Source organism: uncultured Formosa sp. (assembly GCF_947500765.1).
GTDB lineage: Bacteria > Bacteroidota > Bacteroidia > Flavobacteriales > Flavobacteriaceae > Formosa.
The window spans coordinates 158470-174660 of record NZ_CANMTH010000002.1 but is presented as its reverse complement, the minus strand read 5'-3'; the positions used below and the strand labels follow the sequence as shown (position 1 = coordinate 174660).

18 protein-coding genes are annotated in these 16191 nt (G+C 33.6%); 10 read left to right on the top strand and 8 right to left on the bottom strand.

The window, feature by feature from the left end; genetic code table 11:
* Positions 1-354: 354 nt before the first annotated feature.
* Both Q1B05_RS03865 and Q1B05_RS03860 read left to right on the top strand, forming a co-directional pair.
* Positions 355-825, top strand: a complete 471-nt coding sequence (locus Q1B05_RS03865; RefSeq protein WP_299777776.1) for an Lrp/AsnC ligand binding domain-containing protein — start codon at positions 355-357, stop codon at positions 823-825.
* A 98-nt stretch (positions 826-923) separates the two neighbouring features.
* A complete protein-coding gene (locus tag Q1B05_RS03860; RefSeq protein WP_299777774.1) occupies positions 924-1532 on the top strand; it encodes a superoxide dismutase family protein in 609 nt (202 codons plus the stop codon).
* An 84-nt stretch (positions 1533-1616) separates the two neighbouring features.
* Here the strand turns inward: Q1B05_RS03860 and Q1B05_RS03855 are convergent, their stop codons facing one another.
* The 3 genes from Q1B05_RS03855 to Q1B05_RS03845 form a co-directional block, all read right to left on the bottom strand.
* Entirely contained in the window at positions 1617-2312 is a 696-nt protein-coding gene (locus Q1B05_RS03855; protein WP_299777772.1) for a zinc metallopeptidase, read from the bottom strand.
* An 82-nt stretch (positions 2313-2394) separates the two neighbouring features.
* Positions 2395-3495, bottom strand: coding sequence for an alanine dehydrogenase (gene ald / locus Q1B05_RS03850; RefSeq protein ID WP_299777770.1), 1101 nt, complete (start codon positions 3493-3495; stop codon positions 2395-2397).
* A gap of 170 nt (positions 3496-3665) precedes the next feature.
* Entirely contained in the window at positions 3666-6797 is a 3132-nt protein-coding gene (locus Q1B05_RS03845; RefSeq protein ID WP_299777768.1) for a class I tRNA ligase family protein, read from the bottom strand.
* Positions 6798-6923: 126 nt separating this feature from the next.
* On the opposite strand from Q1B05_RS03845, the gene Q1B05_RS03840 reads away from it, so the two are divergent.
* The 6 genes from Q1B05_RS03840 to Q1B05_RS03815 all read left to right on the top strand — a co-directional run bounded on the left by Q1B05_RS03840 (position 6924) and on the right by Q1B05_RS03815 (position 11120).
* Positions 6924-7802 (top strand): permease-like cell division protein FtsX, encoded by an 879-nt coding sequence (locus Q1B05_RS03840; protein ID WP_299777766.1) that lies wholly within the window; start codon positions 6924-6926, stop codon positions 7800-7802.
* A gap of 35 nt (positions 7803-7837) precedes the next feature.
* Positions 7838-8449, top strand: coding sequence for a hypothetical protein (locus Q1B05_RS03835; protein WP_299777765.1), 612 nt, complete (start codon positions 7838-7840; stop codon positions 8447-8449).
* Between the two features lie 85 nt (positions 8450-8534).
* Positions 8535-8789 (top strand): DUF3098 domain-containing protein, encoded by a 255-nt coding sequence (locus Q1B05_RS03830; RefSeq protein ID WP_299777763.1) that lies wholly within the window; start codon positions 8535-8537, stop codon positions 8787-8789.
* Complete coding sequence (locus tag Q1B05_RS03825) at positions 8789-9583, top strand: undecaprenyl-diphosphate phosphatase (RefSeq protein ID WP_299777761.1); 795 nt, start codon at positions 8789-8791, stop codon at positions 9581-9583. Before Q1B05_RS03830 ends, Q1B05_RS03825 begins: the two co-directional genes overlap by 1 nt.
* Position 9584: 1 nt before the next feature.
* On the top strand, positions 9585-10280 hold the full coding sequence (truB, locus tag Q1B05_RS03820; RefSeq protein ID WP_299777759.1) for a tRNA pseudouridine(55) synthase TruB: 696 nt from the start codon (positions 9585-9587) through the stop codon (positions 10278-10280).
* Positions 10281-10334: 54 nt separating this feature from the next.
* Complete coding sequence (locus Q1B05_RS03815) at positions 10335-11120, top strand: hypothetical protein (RefSeq protein WP_299777757.1); 786 nt, start codon at positions 10335-10337, stop codon at positions 11118-11120.
* On the opposite strand, the gene Q1B05_RS03810 is transcribed toward Q1B05_RS03815, so the two are convergent.
* Positions 11117-11737: a thioredoxin family protein gene (locus Q1B05_RS03810; RefSeq protein ID WP_299777755.1), complete on the bottom strand. Its 621-nt coding sequence runs from the start codon at positions 11735-11737 to the stop codon at positions 11117-11119. The two genes, Q1B05_RS03815 and Q1B05_RS03810, sit on opposite strands and share 4 nt — an antisense overlap.
* 96 nt (positions 11738-11833) lie before the next feature.
* Between Q1B05_RS03810 and Q1B05_RS03805 the strand changes: the two genes are divergently transcribed.
* The gene (locus tag Q1B05_RS03805; RefSeq protein WP_299777753.1) at positions 11834-12397 is read left to right on the top strand and encodes a DNA-3-methyladenine glycosylase I; all 564 of its coding nucleotides are present in this window, start codon (positions 11834-11836) and stop codon (positions 12395-12397) included.
* A gap of 6 nt (positions 12398-12403) precedes the next feature.
* Here the strand turns inward: Q1B05_RS03805 and aat are convergent, their stop codons facing one another.
* Positions 12404-13027, bottom strand: coding sequence for a leucyl/phenylalanyl-tRNA--protein transferase (gene aat, locus Q1B05_RS03800; protein WP_299777751.1), 624 nt, complete (start codon positions 13025-13027; stop codon positions 12404-12406).
* A gap of 99 nt (positions 13028-13126) precedes the next feature.
* The gene (locus Q1B05_RS03795) at positions 13127-13504 is read right to left on the bottom strand and encodes a DUF3127 domain-containing protein (protein WP_159022461.1); all 378 of its coding nucleotides are present in this window, start codon (positions 13502-13504) and stop codon (positions 13127-13129) included.
* A gap of 535 nt (positions 13505-14039) precedes the next feature.
* On the opposite strand from Q1B05_RS03795, the gene Q1B05_RS03790 reads away from it, so the two are divergent.
* A complete protein-coding gene (locus tag Q1B05_RS03790) occupies positions 14040-15212 on the top strand; it encodes a HAMP domain-containing sensor histidine kinase (protein ID WP_299777746.1) in 1173 nt (390 codons plus the stop codon).
* Here Q1B05_RS03790 and Q1B05_RS03785 read toward each other — a convergent pair whose 3' ends face one another.
* Positions 15213-15602 carry an HIT family protein gene (locus Q1B05_RS03785; RefSeq protein WP_299777745.1) on the bottom strand — a complete coding sequence of 130 codons (390 nt, stop codon included), beginning with the start codon at positions 15600-15602 and terminating at the stop codon, positions 15213-15215. It lies immediately after the preceding gene.
* A gap of 113 nt (positions 15603-15715) precedes the next feature.
* Positions 15716-16189, bottom strand: a complete 474-nt coding sequence (greA, locus tag Q1B05_RS03780; protein WP_299777744.1) for a transcription elongation factor GreA — start codon at positions 16187-16189, stop codon at positions 15716-15718.
* Between the last annotated feature and the right edge of the window lie 2 nt (positions 16190-16191).

The window sequence follows — 16191 nt, the reverse complement described above, 5'->3', positions numbered from 1 at the left end:
AAGCTATTTTTAGTCGATTTACTGAGTTTAAAAGCAAAAGCAATACATAGAACCATACATATGTAGAAAAAGCTTTAAACGTCTTAAAAGAGGTGATATGGCGGTTTTTAAAACTATTAAAAAAAACACTTATTTGAACAAACGTTTGTTCAGATATAAAATAAAAAACACCTCAAATTAATAAGGCTTAGCACCGCATCTTTCAACATGAACAAAAAGCAACTTTAAAAAGATGAATAAGAAAATTAAAGAAATACTATCACCGATTACAATTCAATCAATTATGAACAAAAAAATCTTTCATATTTAAAGACTTTAACTACTTTTATGTTTTAATTTTTAATAAATGTTTTCATGAAAGTTTCAAATCAAAATATTGAAATTGACGGTATCGACAAAGAAATTCTTCGTGCATTAATGGGAGATGCCAGAACACCTATTTTAGAAATCGCTAGAGGTGTCGGAATTTCTGGCGCTGCAATTCATCAACGATTACGAAAATTAGAAAAATCAGGATTAATTTCAGGCTCAAAATTCACTATAAACCCTAAAGTACTTGGCTATAACACCATGGCTTTTATTGGTATTTACTTAGACAAAGCAATGAGCAACCCTGAAGCCGTAAAACAATTAAACAAAATTCCAGAAGTTATAGAATGCCATTATACTACAGGAAATTGGAGTATTTTTATTAAAATTTTATGTCGAGATAACGAGCATTTAATGCATTTACTAAACAAGGATATTCAATCTATTGATGGCGTATCTAGAACAGAAACCTTTATTTCTCTACAACAACAAATAGACCGACAAATTCCGATATAATCTTAACCATACGATTTGAGTTAGTTTTTAACGTATTTCCATCAATCTCTATGATATTTGTTTTTTAATTTCACCATAAATAATTAAAAATCAACATCATGAAATTTTATAAAACAGCATTAATAGCCTTTTCTATAATCGGTCTTATATCTTGCGATAATAAGAAAAAGAAAAGCGATCCGATGTCAGATCCAACACACACTCCAAATACAGAAAGCATTACTAATAATGCCATGAAAGAGCAAATAGACCAGACTAATATGATTAAAGTCTCTCTGGAAGCCAAAAGCGATAGTAAAACTTCAGGAACTGTTGTTTTTACAGAAATTAACGATACTGTAAAAATGTTAGCAGAACTTGAAGGCTTAAAACCAAGAACAGTACACGCCATACATTTACACGAAAAAGCAGATTGCTCGTCTCATGACGCCAAATCTTCTGGAGGTCATTGGAATCCTACAAATTCGAAACATGGAAAATGGGGAGACACCCAAGGATACCACCGTGGTGATATCGGTAATTTTACAACCGATGAAAACGGAAAAGCAACAGTTACTTTTGAAACCGATGAATGGTGTATAACTTGTCAGGACACCACAAGAACCATTGGAGGTCGTGGTATTATTATTCACCAAGGAACAGACGATTTCACAACACAGCCAACTGGTGATGCCGGAATACGTATTGCTTGTGGTGCTATAAAATAATTTAAAACACACCTATTATATAGGACAAAAAAAAAGGTCGGATTTTTAAAAATCCGACCTTTTTTTTAATATTATAAATTAGTTTTAACTTCTATTTCCTAAAATTTGCATAGCCCAGTATAATAAAGAGGCCAATGCTCCAATTGCAGCAACTAAATATGTACGTGCTGCCCATTTTAAAGCATCTTCGGCACCATCGTATTCATTAGGCGCTAACATATTTTTATTTTTTAACCATGCTAAAGCACGATTACTAGCATCGTATTCTACCGGTAATGTTACAAAACTAAAAATTGTAGCCATCCCCATCATTAACAACCCTACTACAGACACATAGAAACCTAATCCAGCTCCAGAAGCAGCTCCTAAAATTAAACCACCAATTACCAACCATTGCGACATTTTAGACGACACACTCACAATAGGGACTAATTGCGAACGCATAGTTAACCAACTGTACGCCTGAGCATGTTGCACTGCATGGCCACATTCGTGAGCCGCTACCGCTGCCGCTGCTGCATTGGCTTGAGAATATACAGGCTCACTTAAATTAACTGTTTTATTTCTAGGATCGTAGTGATCTGTTAATTTTCCTGGGGTCGATACAACTTTTACATCGCGAATTCCATTGTCTGCTAACATTTTTTCAGCAATCTCCTTCCCACTCATTCCATTTCTTAAATGAACTTTAGAATAGGTCTTAAATTTAGATTTTAATTTGTTGCTAACTAACCAGCTTACTAAAGCAATAGCACCAATAAGTATATAATATGTAAACATTTTTCTAAGTTTTAATCAGGTTAAATTTACTATATTATATCAAATAATGCGCCAAATTAAGATTAAGAAATTTTGTCAGTGTTTATGCATATTGCATACCCCAATCAAAAGCTTCTGTAATTTCGCCGTACACAATTTTACCAGATACTATATTTAAACCAAGAGCTAAGGATTTATCTTCGGCACACGCTTGCTCCCAACCTTTGTTAGCAAGTTTTAGTACATAAGGCAAAGTCACATTTGTTAATGCCAAAGTAGATGTATAAGGCACTGCTCCCGGCATATTTGCTACACAATAATGCACAATATCATCAATAATAAAAGTTGGATCTTCGTGCGTAGTTGCTTTTGTGGTTTCCATACATCCGCCTTGATCTACAGCAACATCTACTAATACAGTTCCTGGTCTCATGTCTTTTAACATGTCTCTGGTAATTAATTTTGGTGCTTTTCCACCTTTCAGCAATACACCTCCAATAATTAAATCATGAGTCTGAATGTGTTTTTTAATATTGTAAACACTAGAATATTCTGTAACCACATGACTTGGCATAATATCGTTTACATACCTTAAACGTTTCATATTAACATCCATAATAGTAACATGAGCTCCCAAACCTGCTGCCATTTTTGCTGCCTGAACCCCAACAACGCCTGCACCTAAAATAAGCACTTTTCCAGGAGTCACCCCAGGAACACCTCCTAATAAAATACCACGTCCTTTTATAGGTTTTTCTAGATATTTAGCCCCCTGCTGAATAGCCATTCTACCCGCAACTTCCGACATTGGTGTTAACAACGGCAAAGTTCCCTCTTCATCTTCAACCGTTTCATAAGCAATACAAATAGCATTACTTTTTAACATCGCTAAGGTTAGCGCTTCGCTAGACGCAAAATGAAAATACGTAAACACAATCTGATTAGGCTGAATTAAAGCATATTCTTCCTGAATAGGCTCTTTCACTTTTACAATCATTTCGCTAGACTGGTACACATCTTGAATGGTCTCTAAAATAACAGCACCAACTTCCTGATACACTGCATCGAGAAACCCACTCCCTTCTCCTGCAGTAGATTGCACATAAACGGTATGACCTTGATTAACTAATTCGAAAACACCTGCAGGCGTCATCCCCACACGGTTTTCGTTGTTTTTGATTTCCTTTGGAACACCAATTTTCATGATAAATTAATTTTATCACCCAAAATTCGTATTTTTTATCGACACCCCCTAAAAAAATAGGGGTCTAGTAAAAATATTTTCATATTTATTACATAAACCCCTTTATAAACATAGGTCACGAAAACAAAATCATGTTTTACGCAACACTTTTATTATTATATAAATGACACCTAACCTACAATATTGATAATCTTTCCTGGTACCACAATAACTTTTTTAGGTGTACGTCCTTGTAATTGCTCTTGCGTTCTTTCGTGAGCCATTACAATCTCCTCAATTTCATCCTTTTTTAAGTCTAGAGATAACTCTAAAGTAAAACGTGTTTTTCCGTTGAAAGAAATGGGATACACTTTACTGCTCTCTACCAAATGACTCCCGTCAAACTCTGGGAACGGTACTTCAGAAATTGATTCTGAATTCCCTAACTGGCTCCATAATTCTTCTGCAATATGTGGTGCATAAGGCGATAATAAAATTAAGAACGGTTCTAACACCGCTTTACTCACACATTTTTGTGCGTTGAATTCGTTTACAGCAATCATAAACGTGGACACCGATGTATTGAACGAGAAGTTCTCGATATCTTCTTGTACCTTTTTAATGGTTTTATGAAGCGTTTTAAGATTGTCTTTTGTTGGTTCTGCATCTGTAACATTTACAGTGTCTTCACCAACATATAATTTCCATAATTTTTTAAGGAAACCATGTACTCCTGTAATTCCTGCAGTATTCCAAGGTTTCGCTTGCTCTAATGGCCCTAAGAACATTTCGTATAAACGTAAACTGTCTGCACCGTATTCTGCACAAATCTGATCTGGATTAACGACGTTGTATTTAGATTTCGACATTTTTTCGACTTCTCTACCTACTTTATACACGCCATCTTCTAAAATAAATTCGGCATCTTTAAAATCTTCTCCAAACTCGCCATCAGTTTTTAATCCTTCAATATCTAATTCATCTGAAGCATTTACATACTGAACTTTTACGTGGATTGGTGAAAATTTAAGTCCTTCTACAACTACCCCAAAATTCTGATTATATATATCTTTTTCAACAGTTTTATATAATTCTTGAAAAGCAATTACAGTTTCTTTTTGCTCGTCGTTTAATATATCAAAAAACACAGTGTCTTCAACAACACTAGCTAAACCTTTGGTGAAGCTATTACCATTTACGAAAGTATTCTTATCCTCTGCGGAAATTTTAGAGCTTAGAATAAAATTATACAAATCTTCAAATTTCTTGACGCTATCATAAGAAACATAAAGAGATTTACTTAAGCTAGGTTCTTTAGACTCTTTTGAAGTTGTAGATGTGTGATGTGAAAAATCAACTCTATACACAAAAGCACTAGTCCCCAAAATCATTCCTTGGTTAATCAGCTTTTTAAAAGGCTCTTCAATGTTTACAAATCCGCGGTCTTTTAGGAATTTCACCCAAAAACGGGAGTATAATAAATGGCCTGTTGCATGTTCGCTACCACCAATATATAAATCGACACTTTCCCAATAGTTAAGTGCCTCTTCGCTAGCAAATACATCGCCTCGTTTTGAAGCTTCTTCCATATAACGGAAGAAATACCAAGAGCTTCCCGCCCAACCTGGCATGGTGTTTAATTCTAGAGGGTAAATACCGTTATGAGATTCGTCGCTTTGCTCTGAATGACAAAGACTGTTTGAAACGACTTCATTTTTATTAGTATCCCAAGCCCAAACATCGGCACGACCTAAAGGTGGCTCTCCGGTTTCGGTTGGTAAATATTTTTCTACTTCTGGCAAACGAATTGGTAAATGTTCGGTTGCAATCATTTGTGGTTTTCCATTTACGTAATACACCGGAAATGGCTCTCCCCAATACCGCTGACGGCTAAATACAGCATCGCGTAAACGGTAATTTGTTTTTCCTTCACCTTGTCCAAGAGCTTCCAAGGCTTCAATAGCTTTTGGAGTCGCTTCTTTATAAGACAAGCCGTTTAAGAAATCGCTATTTGTAAGCTTAGTATTTCCTTTTTCAGCGAATGCTGCTTCAGAAATATCTACGCCTTCAAAAATATTTGGAATCTCGATATCGAAGTGTTTTGCGAAATCGTAATCACGTTGATCACCACAAGGCACCGCCATAACAGCTCCTGTTCCGTAGCTTGCCAAAACGTAATCTCCAATCCAAATCGCAACAGGTTCCTTAGTAAAAGGATGCTCCGCATAAGCTCCTGTAAAGACACCAGAAATGGTTTTTACGTCAGCCATACGTTCGCGTTCACTACGTTTTGCCGTTTTCTCAATATACGCTTCAACGTCTGCTTTTTGAGCATCAGTAGTAATTTTCGATACTAATTCGTGTTCTGGTGCTAACGTCATGAAACTCACTCCAAAAATAGTATCAGGACGTGTTGTAAACACATCTATTTTAGCATCATGATCTTTGACGTTAAACGTCACACTAGCTCCAACAGATTTTCCAATCCAGTTACGCTGACTCTCCTTTAAAGAATCTGTCCAATCTATAGTATTTAAACCTTGAAGTAAACGTTCTGCATAGGCAGAAATTCGCATACTCCATTGTGTCATTTTTTTTCTAATTACAGGATATCCACCACGTTCGGATACGCCGTTAACAATCTCGTCGTTTGCTAAAACAGTTCCTAATTCTGGACACCAGTTTACTTCTGTTTCTGCCAAATAGGTTAAACGGTATTGTAATAAAATATCTTGTTTTTGTTCTGAAGAAAATCCGTTCCATTGCTCAGCAGTAAACGGTTCAATATTATCGTCGCAAACCGCATTTACAGTAGCATTTCCTTCTGCAGAAAACACCGCTTCTAAAGTTGAAATATCTTCAGCTTTAGCGGTATCGTTATTAAACCAAGAATTGAACAATTGCACAAAAATCCATTGTGTCCATTTGTAATATTCCGGATTCGACGTACGCACTTCACGAGACCAGTCGAAAGAAAATCCGATTTGATCTAATTGACGACGATAGGTTGCAATATTAGTTTCGGTAGTTACTGCTGGGTGTTGCCCCGTTTGAATCGCATACTGTTCTGCAGGTAAACCAAAACTATCGTAACCTTGTGGGTGCAACACATTAAATCCTTTATGGCGCTTGTAACGTGCATAAATATCTGAAGCAATATACCCTAACGGATGCCCAACATGCAATCCTGCACCAGACGGATAAGGAAACATATCGAGGATATAATATTTAGGTTTTTCAGATTGATTTTTGGCTTGAAATGTTTGGTGTTCTGCCCAATATTGTTGCCACTTGGCTTCTATGTCGTTGAAATTATATTTCATATTTGTGTATTCCGCTTAATAAAGGCGCAAATTTAAGGTTATTATAACAATGTTGAAAGTTTAAACGTTGTTATCCTTAAGGAAATAGATTTCTTTTATATTTTTACAAACAAATTCACGCCTTATATGAGCTCATCTTTTGAAAATTATCAAAAACGCCGATTAATATCGTCTTATTTTTCTGTAGTATTGAGTATTGCTTTAGTTCTATTTTTACTTGGTTTACTAGGCATGCTTGTACTAAACACCAAAAAACTTGCAGACCATTTTAAGGAGCAAGTTGTGGTTACTATTTACTTAAAAGAAACGGCTAAAGAAGTTGAAATTAAACAACTTGAAAAAAGCTTAACAATGGCCGATTACGTAAAAACAACAGAATACGTATCGAAAGAACAAGCTGCAGAGTTTATGAAGGCTGAAAATGGTGAAGATTTCATGAATTTCTTAGGATTTAATCCATTACAAAATTCTATAGACGTGCATTTAAAAGCTGACTTTGTAACGTCTGAACAGTTAAAAATTATATCTGACGAAGCTTTAACAAAAACTTTTGTAGACGAAGTGCGTTACGACAATGATTTAGTAACCTTAATGAACGAAAACGTAAAACGTATTAGCTTCTGGATTTTAGTAGTTAGTGGTATTTTTACACTAATTGCGGTATTACTTATAAACAGTTCGATACGATTATCTGTATACTCTAAACGTTTCACCATAAAAACCATGCAAATGGTAGGCGCAACTAAACATTTTATTAGAAAACCTTTTGTTTGGAAAAGCGTTAAACTAGGTATAATTGGAGCTGTTTTAGCTTTAATAGGAATGGCCATTGTTTTCTTTTACTTAAATAAAACCTTCCCCGATCTAGAGTTAATGAACAACCCAATTCTAATTGGTGGCTTATTTATAACCATATTTATGTTAGGAATTATTATTACATGGATTAGTACATTTATTGCCACACAGCGATTCTTAAATTTAAAAACCGATCAATTATACTATTAAAAATGATAAAATCCTTATGCTTTTCGTTGCTTTTTTTGTGCGTAATTAGCTGTAAAAAAGAAGTTAAAAACCTACCTGAAGATTTCGATTTCGGAGAAGTAAAAGACAACACGTATAGCAACCCGTATTTTGGATTAACATTTGAATATCCTGCAGATTGGACACAACAATCTAAACACAATATTAAAGCAGTTACAGATAAAGGCGAAAAGTATTTAGCACGAGAAAATACTAAAATGGGATCCATTTTAAAGGCTTCACAAATAAATACAGCCTATTTATTTTCTTTGTTTAGATATCCTATAAAAGAGACTAAAACATATAACGCATCATTAAGTGTGATTGCCGAAAATGTATCTGGAACTCCAAATATTAAACGTGGTCGTGACTACCTATTCAACTCTAAAGAATTATTAAAACAAACCCCAGCACAGTATCAATTTGAAGATAATATAGACACTAAAGCTATCGATGGAGAAACATTCGATATTATGAGAGCTAAAGCAACTTACGGTGCATATAACGTACAGCAAGAATTTTATTGCGTAGTCCGTTATGGTTTTAGCTTATCATTTATATTATCGTACACCAACGAAACTGAAAAAGCAGCATTACACGAAATTTTAAATTCTATTAAATTAGACTAATTTTTAAGTCTGCTTTAAGAATGCGTTTTAAATAAAAACCTTTAATTTGCATAGCTTTCAAAGAGAATGCATTATTACAATATACATGGGAGAACAAAAACAAAAAAAACTATCTAAAGATGAATTCATCTTTGGGAAGAAAAACTATAAATTTATGCTTATCGGGCTTGGTATTATTGCATTAGGTTTTATCTTAATGTCTGGAGGTGGTAGCGACGACCCTAATGTTTTTAGTCCAGATATTTTTAGTTTCAGAAGAATACGATTAGCTCCAACATTAATTTTAATCGGATTCGGAGTTCAGATTTATGCCATTCTTTTAAATCCGAATAAAAAATAATGGAAACTATAGATGCTATTATCCTTGGAATTATTCAAGGACTTACCGAATTTTTACCAGTTTCTTCTAGTGGCCATTTAGAAATAGGTAAAGCGCTTTTAGGCGACCATTCTGTACCAGAAGAAAGCTTATTATTTACAGTAGTACTTCACTTTGCAACAGCATTAAGTACTATGGTTATTTTTAGAAAAGACATTTTTGAGCTCATTAAAGGAGCATTAAAATTTGAATGGAACGAGGATTTACAATTTATTTCTAAAATTGCACTTTCTATGATTCCTGCTGTGTTAATAGGCTTATTTTTTGAAAAACAATTAGAATCTCTTTTCGGCGGAAATTTACTATTAGTAGGCGCCATGTTAATTGTAACCGCTGTATTACTTTTTCTTGCAGACAAAGCTAAAGACACAGAAAAACCTGTAACATTTAAAAATGCTTTTATTATTGGAATTTCGCAAGCCATTGCCATGCTTCCAGGAATTTCAAGATCAGGAGCAACAATATCTACATCAGTTTTACTTGGAAACGATAAAACAAAAGCGGCGCGTTTTTCATTTTTAATGGTTGTACCATTAATTTTTGGAAAAATTGCTAAAGATATTTTAGGAGGTGAATTAAATTTAGAAAACACAGATATTACTGCGCTTTCTGCTGGATTTATAGCTGCTTTTGTGTGCGGCCTTTTTGCTTGTACATGGATGATTTCTTTGGTCAAGAAAAGTAAACTATCGTATTTCGCGATTTATTGTGCAATTGTTGGCTTTATAGCCATTGGTTATACTTTTTTAAAATAATATGAAGAAAACACTAGACGATTACTTAAGCGGAGAAGTCTTACTGATAGACAAACCTTTAAATTGGACCTCTTTTCAGGCTGTAAACAAACTCCGTTGGGAAATACGTCAAGCTTTTAATATTAAAAAAATAAAAGTTGGTCATGCAGGAACTCTTGATCCTTTAGCAACAGGATTATTAGTGATTTGCACTGGCAAAATGACTAAGCAAATAGATACTTTTCAGGGTCAAATTAAAGAATACACAGGAACCATTGTTTTAGGAGGCACAACGCCATCTTTTGACTTAGAAACCGAAATAAATGAAACATTTCCTACAGATCATATTACCCCTGAATTAATACACAATGCTACCAAACAATTTATAGGAGATATCGAGCAATATCCACCAGTATTTTCGGCTATTAAAAAAGACGGAAAACGGTTGTACGAATTTGCTCGCGCTGGTGTAGCTGTAGATATTAAACCAAGAACTATTCATATTGCTGAATTTGAAATAACTACTATTTCTGGAAATAATCTAGAATTTAGAGTAGTTTGTAGCAAAGGGACTTACATTCGATCTTTAGCAAACGACTTTGGAAAAGCATTACAAACAGGAGCACATTTATCGGTTTTAAGACGAACTAAAATAGGAGATTTTAATGTTGTTGATGCCTTAAGCCCGGAACAATTTATAGCCCAATTAAAAGACTAAAACTTCAGAAAAAACGTATATTAGTTTTTATTTCATCTCAACACCTCCTTCTTTTTGAAATTAACAGACACACATAAAGCCGCTTTAATAACTGCACTTATAGCAGGAACAGTTGTACTTATTGTGTTTAATATGCATCTTACAAAACGTGAATCTTTCCTTTCTGAAACATTTTACGATATGCAACCTGAGCAAAAAACAGAAAAGGAATTAGAAGAAAAAGAACTTAGCGAACAATCTGATCAAGCCAAAGCAGAGACCAATAAAGCCTTTAACGAAACACAGAATACCAAGCGTTTTGCAAAAGCATATAATCCTATTGAGCCTCCAAAAGATTACGAAAACTCAAGATTAACACAAACAGAAGATATTACTGAAGCCGTGGATGAGCTTGAAGACACCAATTCGGATGCAGAAGACCGTAATTTAGATAGTGAAGAGTTATCGTCTTTTAATAGTGTAAATAGTATTTTAAAAGCGAGAACTCAAAAAAAGAGTAACTCTAATGCTTCTAACGGAAATAATTCGGGAGACAAAATAGCAATGAATGCTTCTAGCAATAAGAATAGTAGCATGCATTATTCGTTAGTAAATAGAACACACATGTTTATGCCAACACCAATATATTTATGTGAAGCTAGCGGAAAAATAATTATTAATATCACCGTTAATTCTGCTGGCGATGTTACAGATTCTTATGTAAATAATGCATCTACATCTAAAAACGAGTGCTTAATTAGCAGTGCAATGGAGTACGCTAAAAAAGCACGTTTTAATTCTGATGTATCTAAACCTTCTCAAATAGGTTCGATTACATTTTATTTTGAAGGCAAAAATTAAGCCTTTAACAAACCTATTAAATCTGAAATTGTACTCTGCCCTTTATTTAAATTATACCATGTTTGTAACGATTCCTTAAACTCAGCAGTTAAAACACCATGTTCAGCTTTGTAATCTGCAACTAACTTTGTTGCTGTAAGCGGTCTTGGTCCAAATGTATTTACAACTTCCCCTGAAGCATTGTCTATCATGATTAACTTCGGAATTGATTTTCCTCCGTTTGTTAAATACATATTCATTAACTCGTCATTATCATCACGAAGGACAACTTTAAAATTTATATTTTCATTAAGTTCTGCCACTTTATTAATTACAGGCATTACATGCGCAGCATCTCCGCACCAACTTTCAGCAATCACTAACCAAGTAATATCACCATTAAAACTTTTAATAGCTTCCGTATCAGCCTCAGAAACTTTTAAGGTTTTATCCCAACGTTTCATTCTACTCTCGTTCACCTTAGTGTATCCAACGAGAGCTGCAGTTTGTTCATGACCTGTTGCGCCACCAGTTTTTGATAATTCTTTAACCAAATCTCTAAATTCCTGATAAGACATGGCATTATCTAAACTCTTTTGAATCACTTCATTCTTAACAATAGTATGTGTTGCTTGCATATGTTTCTTTATTTTACCTTACAAATTTAATCCATAAATGTAATTTTTAAGGTAACAGTTGTTACATTAGTAGCATTAATATAAATTCCTTACAAGATGAAGAAACACAGATGTGGTTGGTGCAAAAATGACGATTTATACGAAGCATATCACGATCTTGAATGGGGTGTTCCTGTAAAAGATGATGCTACACTATTCGAGTTTTTAATTCTTGAAACCTTTCAGGCGGGTTTAAGTTGGATTACAATATTAAGAAAACGAGAAAATTTCAGAAAAGCGTTCGACAATTTCGATTATAAAAAAATAGCAAATTACACACAAGCGAAACAAGATAGTTTAGCTGAAGATGCAGGAATTATTAGAAACAAACTAAAAATAAAAGCAACGATTAGTAATGCTCAGGCTTTTATAAAAATTCAAGAAGAATTTGGAAGTTTTAGTACTTACATCTGGAATTTTGTTGATGGGAACCCCATAAAAAACAATATTAAAAACTATAAAGATACACCTGCAAATACGCCTTTAAGTGATGCCATAAGTAAAGATTTAAAAACACGTGGATTTAAATTTGTAGGATCTACAGTTATCTATGCACACATGCAAGCAACTGGCATGGTAAACGATCATGAAGTAAATTGCTTTAGATATAATGAAGTTTAATTAAAATTAAAGATAACTAAGATAAGTTTCTCTAGAAATTGAGCGTCCGCCAAGACTCTCTAAATGTTGCGTATAAACCTGGCAATCTATAATTTTATAATTTGTATTTTGTACAAAAGTGATAAATGCAGCCTTACTAGCATTGCTTACCTTAGAGAACATGCTCTCACCACAAAAGACATTGTTACCTAAATCTAGTCCGTAAAAACCACCTACAAGTTCATTGTTTTCCCAAACCTCAACAGATTTAGCAAAACCCATTTTATAAAGCTCGATATAGGCTTCAGTCATATTATTAGTAATCCAAGTACCGCTTTGTCCATTGCGTTTAATTTCGGCACAAGCCTCTATAACTTGAGGAAACGCCCTATTTACTGTTACGGTAAAACTACAATTTCGAAGCACCTGTCGCATACTTTTAGAAACCCTTAGTTCTTCCGGATATAATACAAAACGAGGATCTGGAGACCACCATAAAATAGCTTTATCATCTTCAAACCAAGGAAAAATACCACGCTTGTATGCTAACAACAACCGATCTGTAGATAAATCTCCACCAACAGCTATAATACCTTCGTCTGTTGCCTCTTCAACACTTGGAAACTCTATTTTATTGTTTAAAAATCTCATACCCCTAATTTAAAAAAAGAATCTTACAAAAAGTAAAAACCCCAATATCGTTAGATATTGAGGTTAATCACACTTTGAATTAGTCATAGTATACCTTTACTAGAAAGGTAAGTCGTCGTGATCGTCTTCATTTAAACTAGATGCTGGTTCAAAAGCATCTGCTGGTGGCACTGGAGGAACTGCTCCTCCTGAGGCTGCATCTTGTACGGCTTCAATTCTCCAACCTTGTATAGAGTTAAAATATTTAGTTTCTCCTTGAGGATTAACCCAATCTCTACCTCTTAAATTAATACTCACTTTTACGTTTTGTCCTACTGTGTAACTGTTTAGTAAATCTGTTTTATCTTGAACAAATTCTACTAATATATGCTGAGGATATTGTTCTTCTGTTGTAACTACCAACTCTCTTTTTCTGAACCCATTACTCCCGAAGGTTTGGGTTTCTCCTATCATTTTTACTTTTCCTTGTACTTCCATTACATTTAATTTCTATTAAAAACTCTCTTTATATTTTATCTTTTAAGACAACTACATTTCTATAATTTAAAAATGTCTGTATTAATTATCAAATATTAACACCTTTCTCACATTCAGTACAAATTTAAAGGCATCTAATGTACTAAGTCGTAATTTTCAATGTTAATTACACCCCTTTTAAATATTTTCTAATATTAGCGTATGTTTGACTGAATTATTTTGAATGTGTCTTGCTCGCGAAAATACCAAAAATAGTGGATTTCGCTTCATACATTAAAAAAATAAATAGTAATAAATTCATTTAACATCTGCCTCTACTGTATTCGTAAAAGCTATATACCTTAGAACGAATCCCCTTAACACATTACTTTATAATAAGTTTGATGTTAATGACTTAGGTCTGAATAAAATTATTTTACTTCTTTAAGATAAGGCAAAGGTAAGTATTCTATCAATGAACAAAAAATGATTTGGTCACTTGATAGCACAATATTATTAACAGATTTACATTATATTACCACTAAAAATAGTTTTCATGCTTTTTACCAAACATAAAAACCTCATCCGTTGGATATTTATCGGATTTTCGTTTGTTATTATCTCTCTTATTTTATGGAATACTTATATGTTCTTTCAGAGTTTTAAAGCTGAAGAACGCATAAAGATGGAAAACTGGTCTGCAGCCCAACGCGACTTAATTAAAAGTACAAACTTAGATGGAGACATCGGGGAATTACCACTTCAAATTCTACAAAGTAACACCACAACTCCTATGATTATGGTTGATTTAGGAGGCAATATTGAACATAATAATTTAGATGAAACAAAAACTAAAGACTCTGCTTATATAAAAGATCTTATTTTAGATTTCGAAAAAGAAAACAGCCCAATAGAAATTATTTACGACGGTCGCGTTTTAAATACTTTATACTATGGAAACTCCCCTCTTTTAAATAAACTAAAATATTACCCTATAGCATTTGTACTTATACTTGTGCTTTTTGCAAGCTTAGTGTATGTATTTTATAGGAGCACAAAAATTGCTACACAAAATAAATTATGGTCTGGAATGGCTAAAGAAACTGCGCACCAAATAGGAACACCGTTATCGTCTTTAATTGGTTGGACAGAAATTTTAAAAATTGAAGATGTTAACCCCGATTACATTAAAGAAATTGAAAAGGATATTAGTAGACTTGAAACCATTACCGAGCGTTTTAGTAAAATAGGTTCTGTACCAACACTAGAACAAGCAAATGTGGTTAAGGAAACTATTGATGCTTACGATTATTTAAAATCGCGTTCGTCTAAATTAATCGACTTTAGTATTAACATTCCAAACACCGAAGTTCCTGTATTATTAAACACCCAATTATACAGCTGGACTATAGAAAATTTAGTTAAGAATGCTATTGATGCTATGAAAGGCAGAGGTAAATTGTCTGTAAACATAGAACCTAGCGAACACTATGTTAAGATTTCTATTTCCGATACAGGAAAAGGACTTTCCAAAAATCAATTTAATACTATTTTCGAACCTGGTTTTACAACTAAAAAACGAGGTTGGGGCTTAGGTCTCTCTTTAGCACGACGTATTATTGAAGATTTTCATGATGGAAAAATAAAAGTATCTCATTCCGAAATAGGAAAAGGTACAACCATGCAAATTACTTTAAAAATAGACAAACAATTAACACAAAGTACTTAGTTACATTGCTGCACTAATAGCTTCTGCTACATTTTTAAATTCGTCTTGGGTAAGCGTTGTTTTTTTAGAAAACAGTGCATCTTCCATAGCATTTAATGGTATTAAATGAACATGTGCATGTGGTACTTCTAACCCAATTACAGTCATTCCAACTCGTTTACAAGGCACTGCTTGTTCTAGAGCTTTAGCGACTTGCTTAGAAAAACGCATTAACCCCATGTAAAGCTCATCATCTAAATCAAAAATTTTATCTACTTCTTGCTTTGGAATACACAAAGTATGCCCTTTAGCATTTGGATTAATATCTAGAAAAGCTAAGAAATCATCTGTTTCTGCAACTTTATAAGAAGGAATTTCTCCTGAAATGATTTTACTAAAAATAGAAGCCATAATATTTAATTTAATTACGTAAATATATAAAGATTCCTAGAGTTTTTATGTAAACCGATATCATTTCAGTTTAAAACTTTAGGAATCTTTAGTTTTTAATGATTGAAGAATACTTATCTTGAAATTTCTACAATATCAAATTTCATAACACCACTTGGCACTTGAATTTCAGCTACATCACCAACAGATTTACCTAATAACCCTTTACCAATAGGAGAATTAACAGATATTCTACCCGATTTTAAATCGGCTTCACCATCGGCTACCAAAATGTAATTCATTTCCATACCATTGGTTTGGTTTTTAATTTTCACTTTAGACAAAACTAAAACTTTAGACGCGTCTAATTTAGATTCATCAATTAAACGTGCTCCAGATAAAACTTCTTCTAGTTTAGAAATTTTCATTTCTAACATGCCTTGGGCTTCTTTAGCAGCATCATATTCTGCATTTTCACTTAAATCACCCTTGTCTCGTGCTTCAGCAATTGCTTGAGATGCGCGTGGTCTTTCTATATCTTTTAATTGTTTTAATTCGTTTCTTAACTTTTTTAGCCCTTCTTCAGTATAATAAGATACTTTACTCATAA

What these genes read in the sequence shown, in the direction of transcription:
- aat (WP_299777751.1), bottom strand. Translation starts at nt 13,027, where the DNA reads ATGAGATTTTTAAACAATAAAATAGAGTTTCCAAGTGTTGAAGAGGCA.
- ald (WP_299777770.1), bottom strand. Translation starts at nt 3,495, where the DNA reads ATGAAAATTGGTGTTCCAAAGGAAATCAAAAACAACGAAAACCGTGTG.
- Q1B05_RS03845 (WP_299777768.1), bottom strand. Translation starts at nt 6,797, where the DNA reads ATGAAATATAATTTCAACGACATAGAAGCCAAGTGGCAACAATATTGG.
- Q1B05_RS03810 (WP_299777755.1), bottom strand. Translation starts at nt 11,737, where the DNA reads ATGCAAGCAACACATACTATTGTTAAGAATGAAGTGATTCAAAAGAGT.
- Q1B05_RS03785 (WP_299777745.1), bottom strand. Translation starts at nt 15,602, where the DNA reads ATGGCTTCTATTTTTAGTAAAATCATTTCAGGAGAAATTCCTTCTTAT.
- Q1B05_RS03855 (WP_299777772.1), bottom strand. Translation starts at nt 2,312, where the DNA reads ATGTTTACATATTATATACTTATTGGTGCTATTGCTTTAGTAAGCTGG.
- greA (WP_299777744.1), bottom strand. Translation starts at nt 16,189, where the DNA reads ATGAGTAAAGTATCTTATTATACTGAAGAAGGGCTAAAAAAGTTAAGA.
- Q1B05_RS03805 (WP_299777753.1), top strand. Translation starts at nt 11,834, where the DNA reads ATGAAGAAACACAGATGTGGTTGGTGCAAAAATGACGATTTATACGAA.
- Q1B05_RS03830 (WP_299777763.1), top strand. Translation starts at nt 8,535, where the DNA reads ATGGGAGAACAAAAACAAAAAAAACTATCTAAAGATGAATTCATCTTT.
- Q1B05_RS03865 (WP_299777776.1), top strand. Translation starts at nt 355, where the DNA reads ATGAAAGTTTCAAATCAAAATATTGAAATTGACGGTATCGACAAAGAA.
- Q1B05_RS03795 (WP_159022461.1), bottom strand. Translation starts at nt 13,504, where the DNA reads ATGGAAGTACAAGGAAAAGTAAAAATGATAGGAGAAACCCAAACCTTC.
- Q1B05_RS03790 (WP_299777746.1), top strand. Translation starts at nt 14,040, where the DNA reads ATGCTTTTTACCAAACATAAAAACCTCATCCGTTGGATATTTATCGGA.
- truB (WP_299777759.1), top strand. Translation starts at nt 9,585, where the DNA reads ATGAAGAAAACACTAGACGATTACTTAAGCGGAGAAGTCTTACTGATA.
- Q1B05_RS03840 (WP_299777766.1), top strand. Translation starts at nt 6,924, where the DNA reads ATGAGCTCATCTTTTGAAAATTATCAAAAACGCCGATTAATATCGTCT.
- Q1B05_RS03860 (WP_299777774.1), top strand. Translation starts at nt 924, where the DNA reads ATGAAATTTTATAAAACAGCATTAATAGCCTTTTCTATAATCGGTCTT.
- Q1B05_RS03825 (WP_299777761.1), top strand. Translation starts at nt 8,789, where the DNA reads ATGGAAACTATAGATGCTATTATCCTTGGAATTATTCAAGGACTTACC.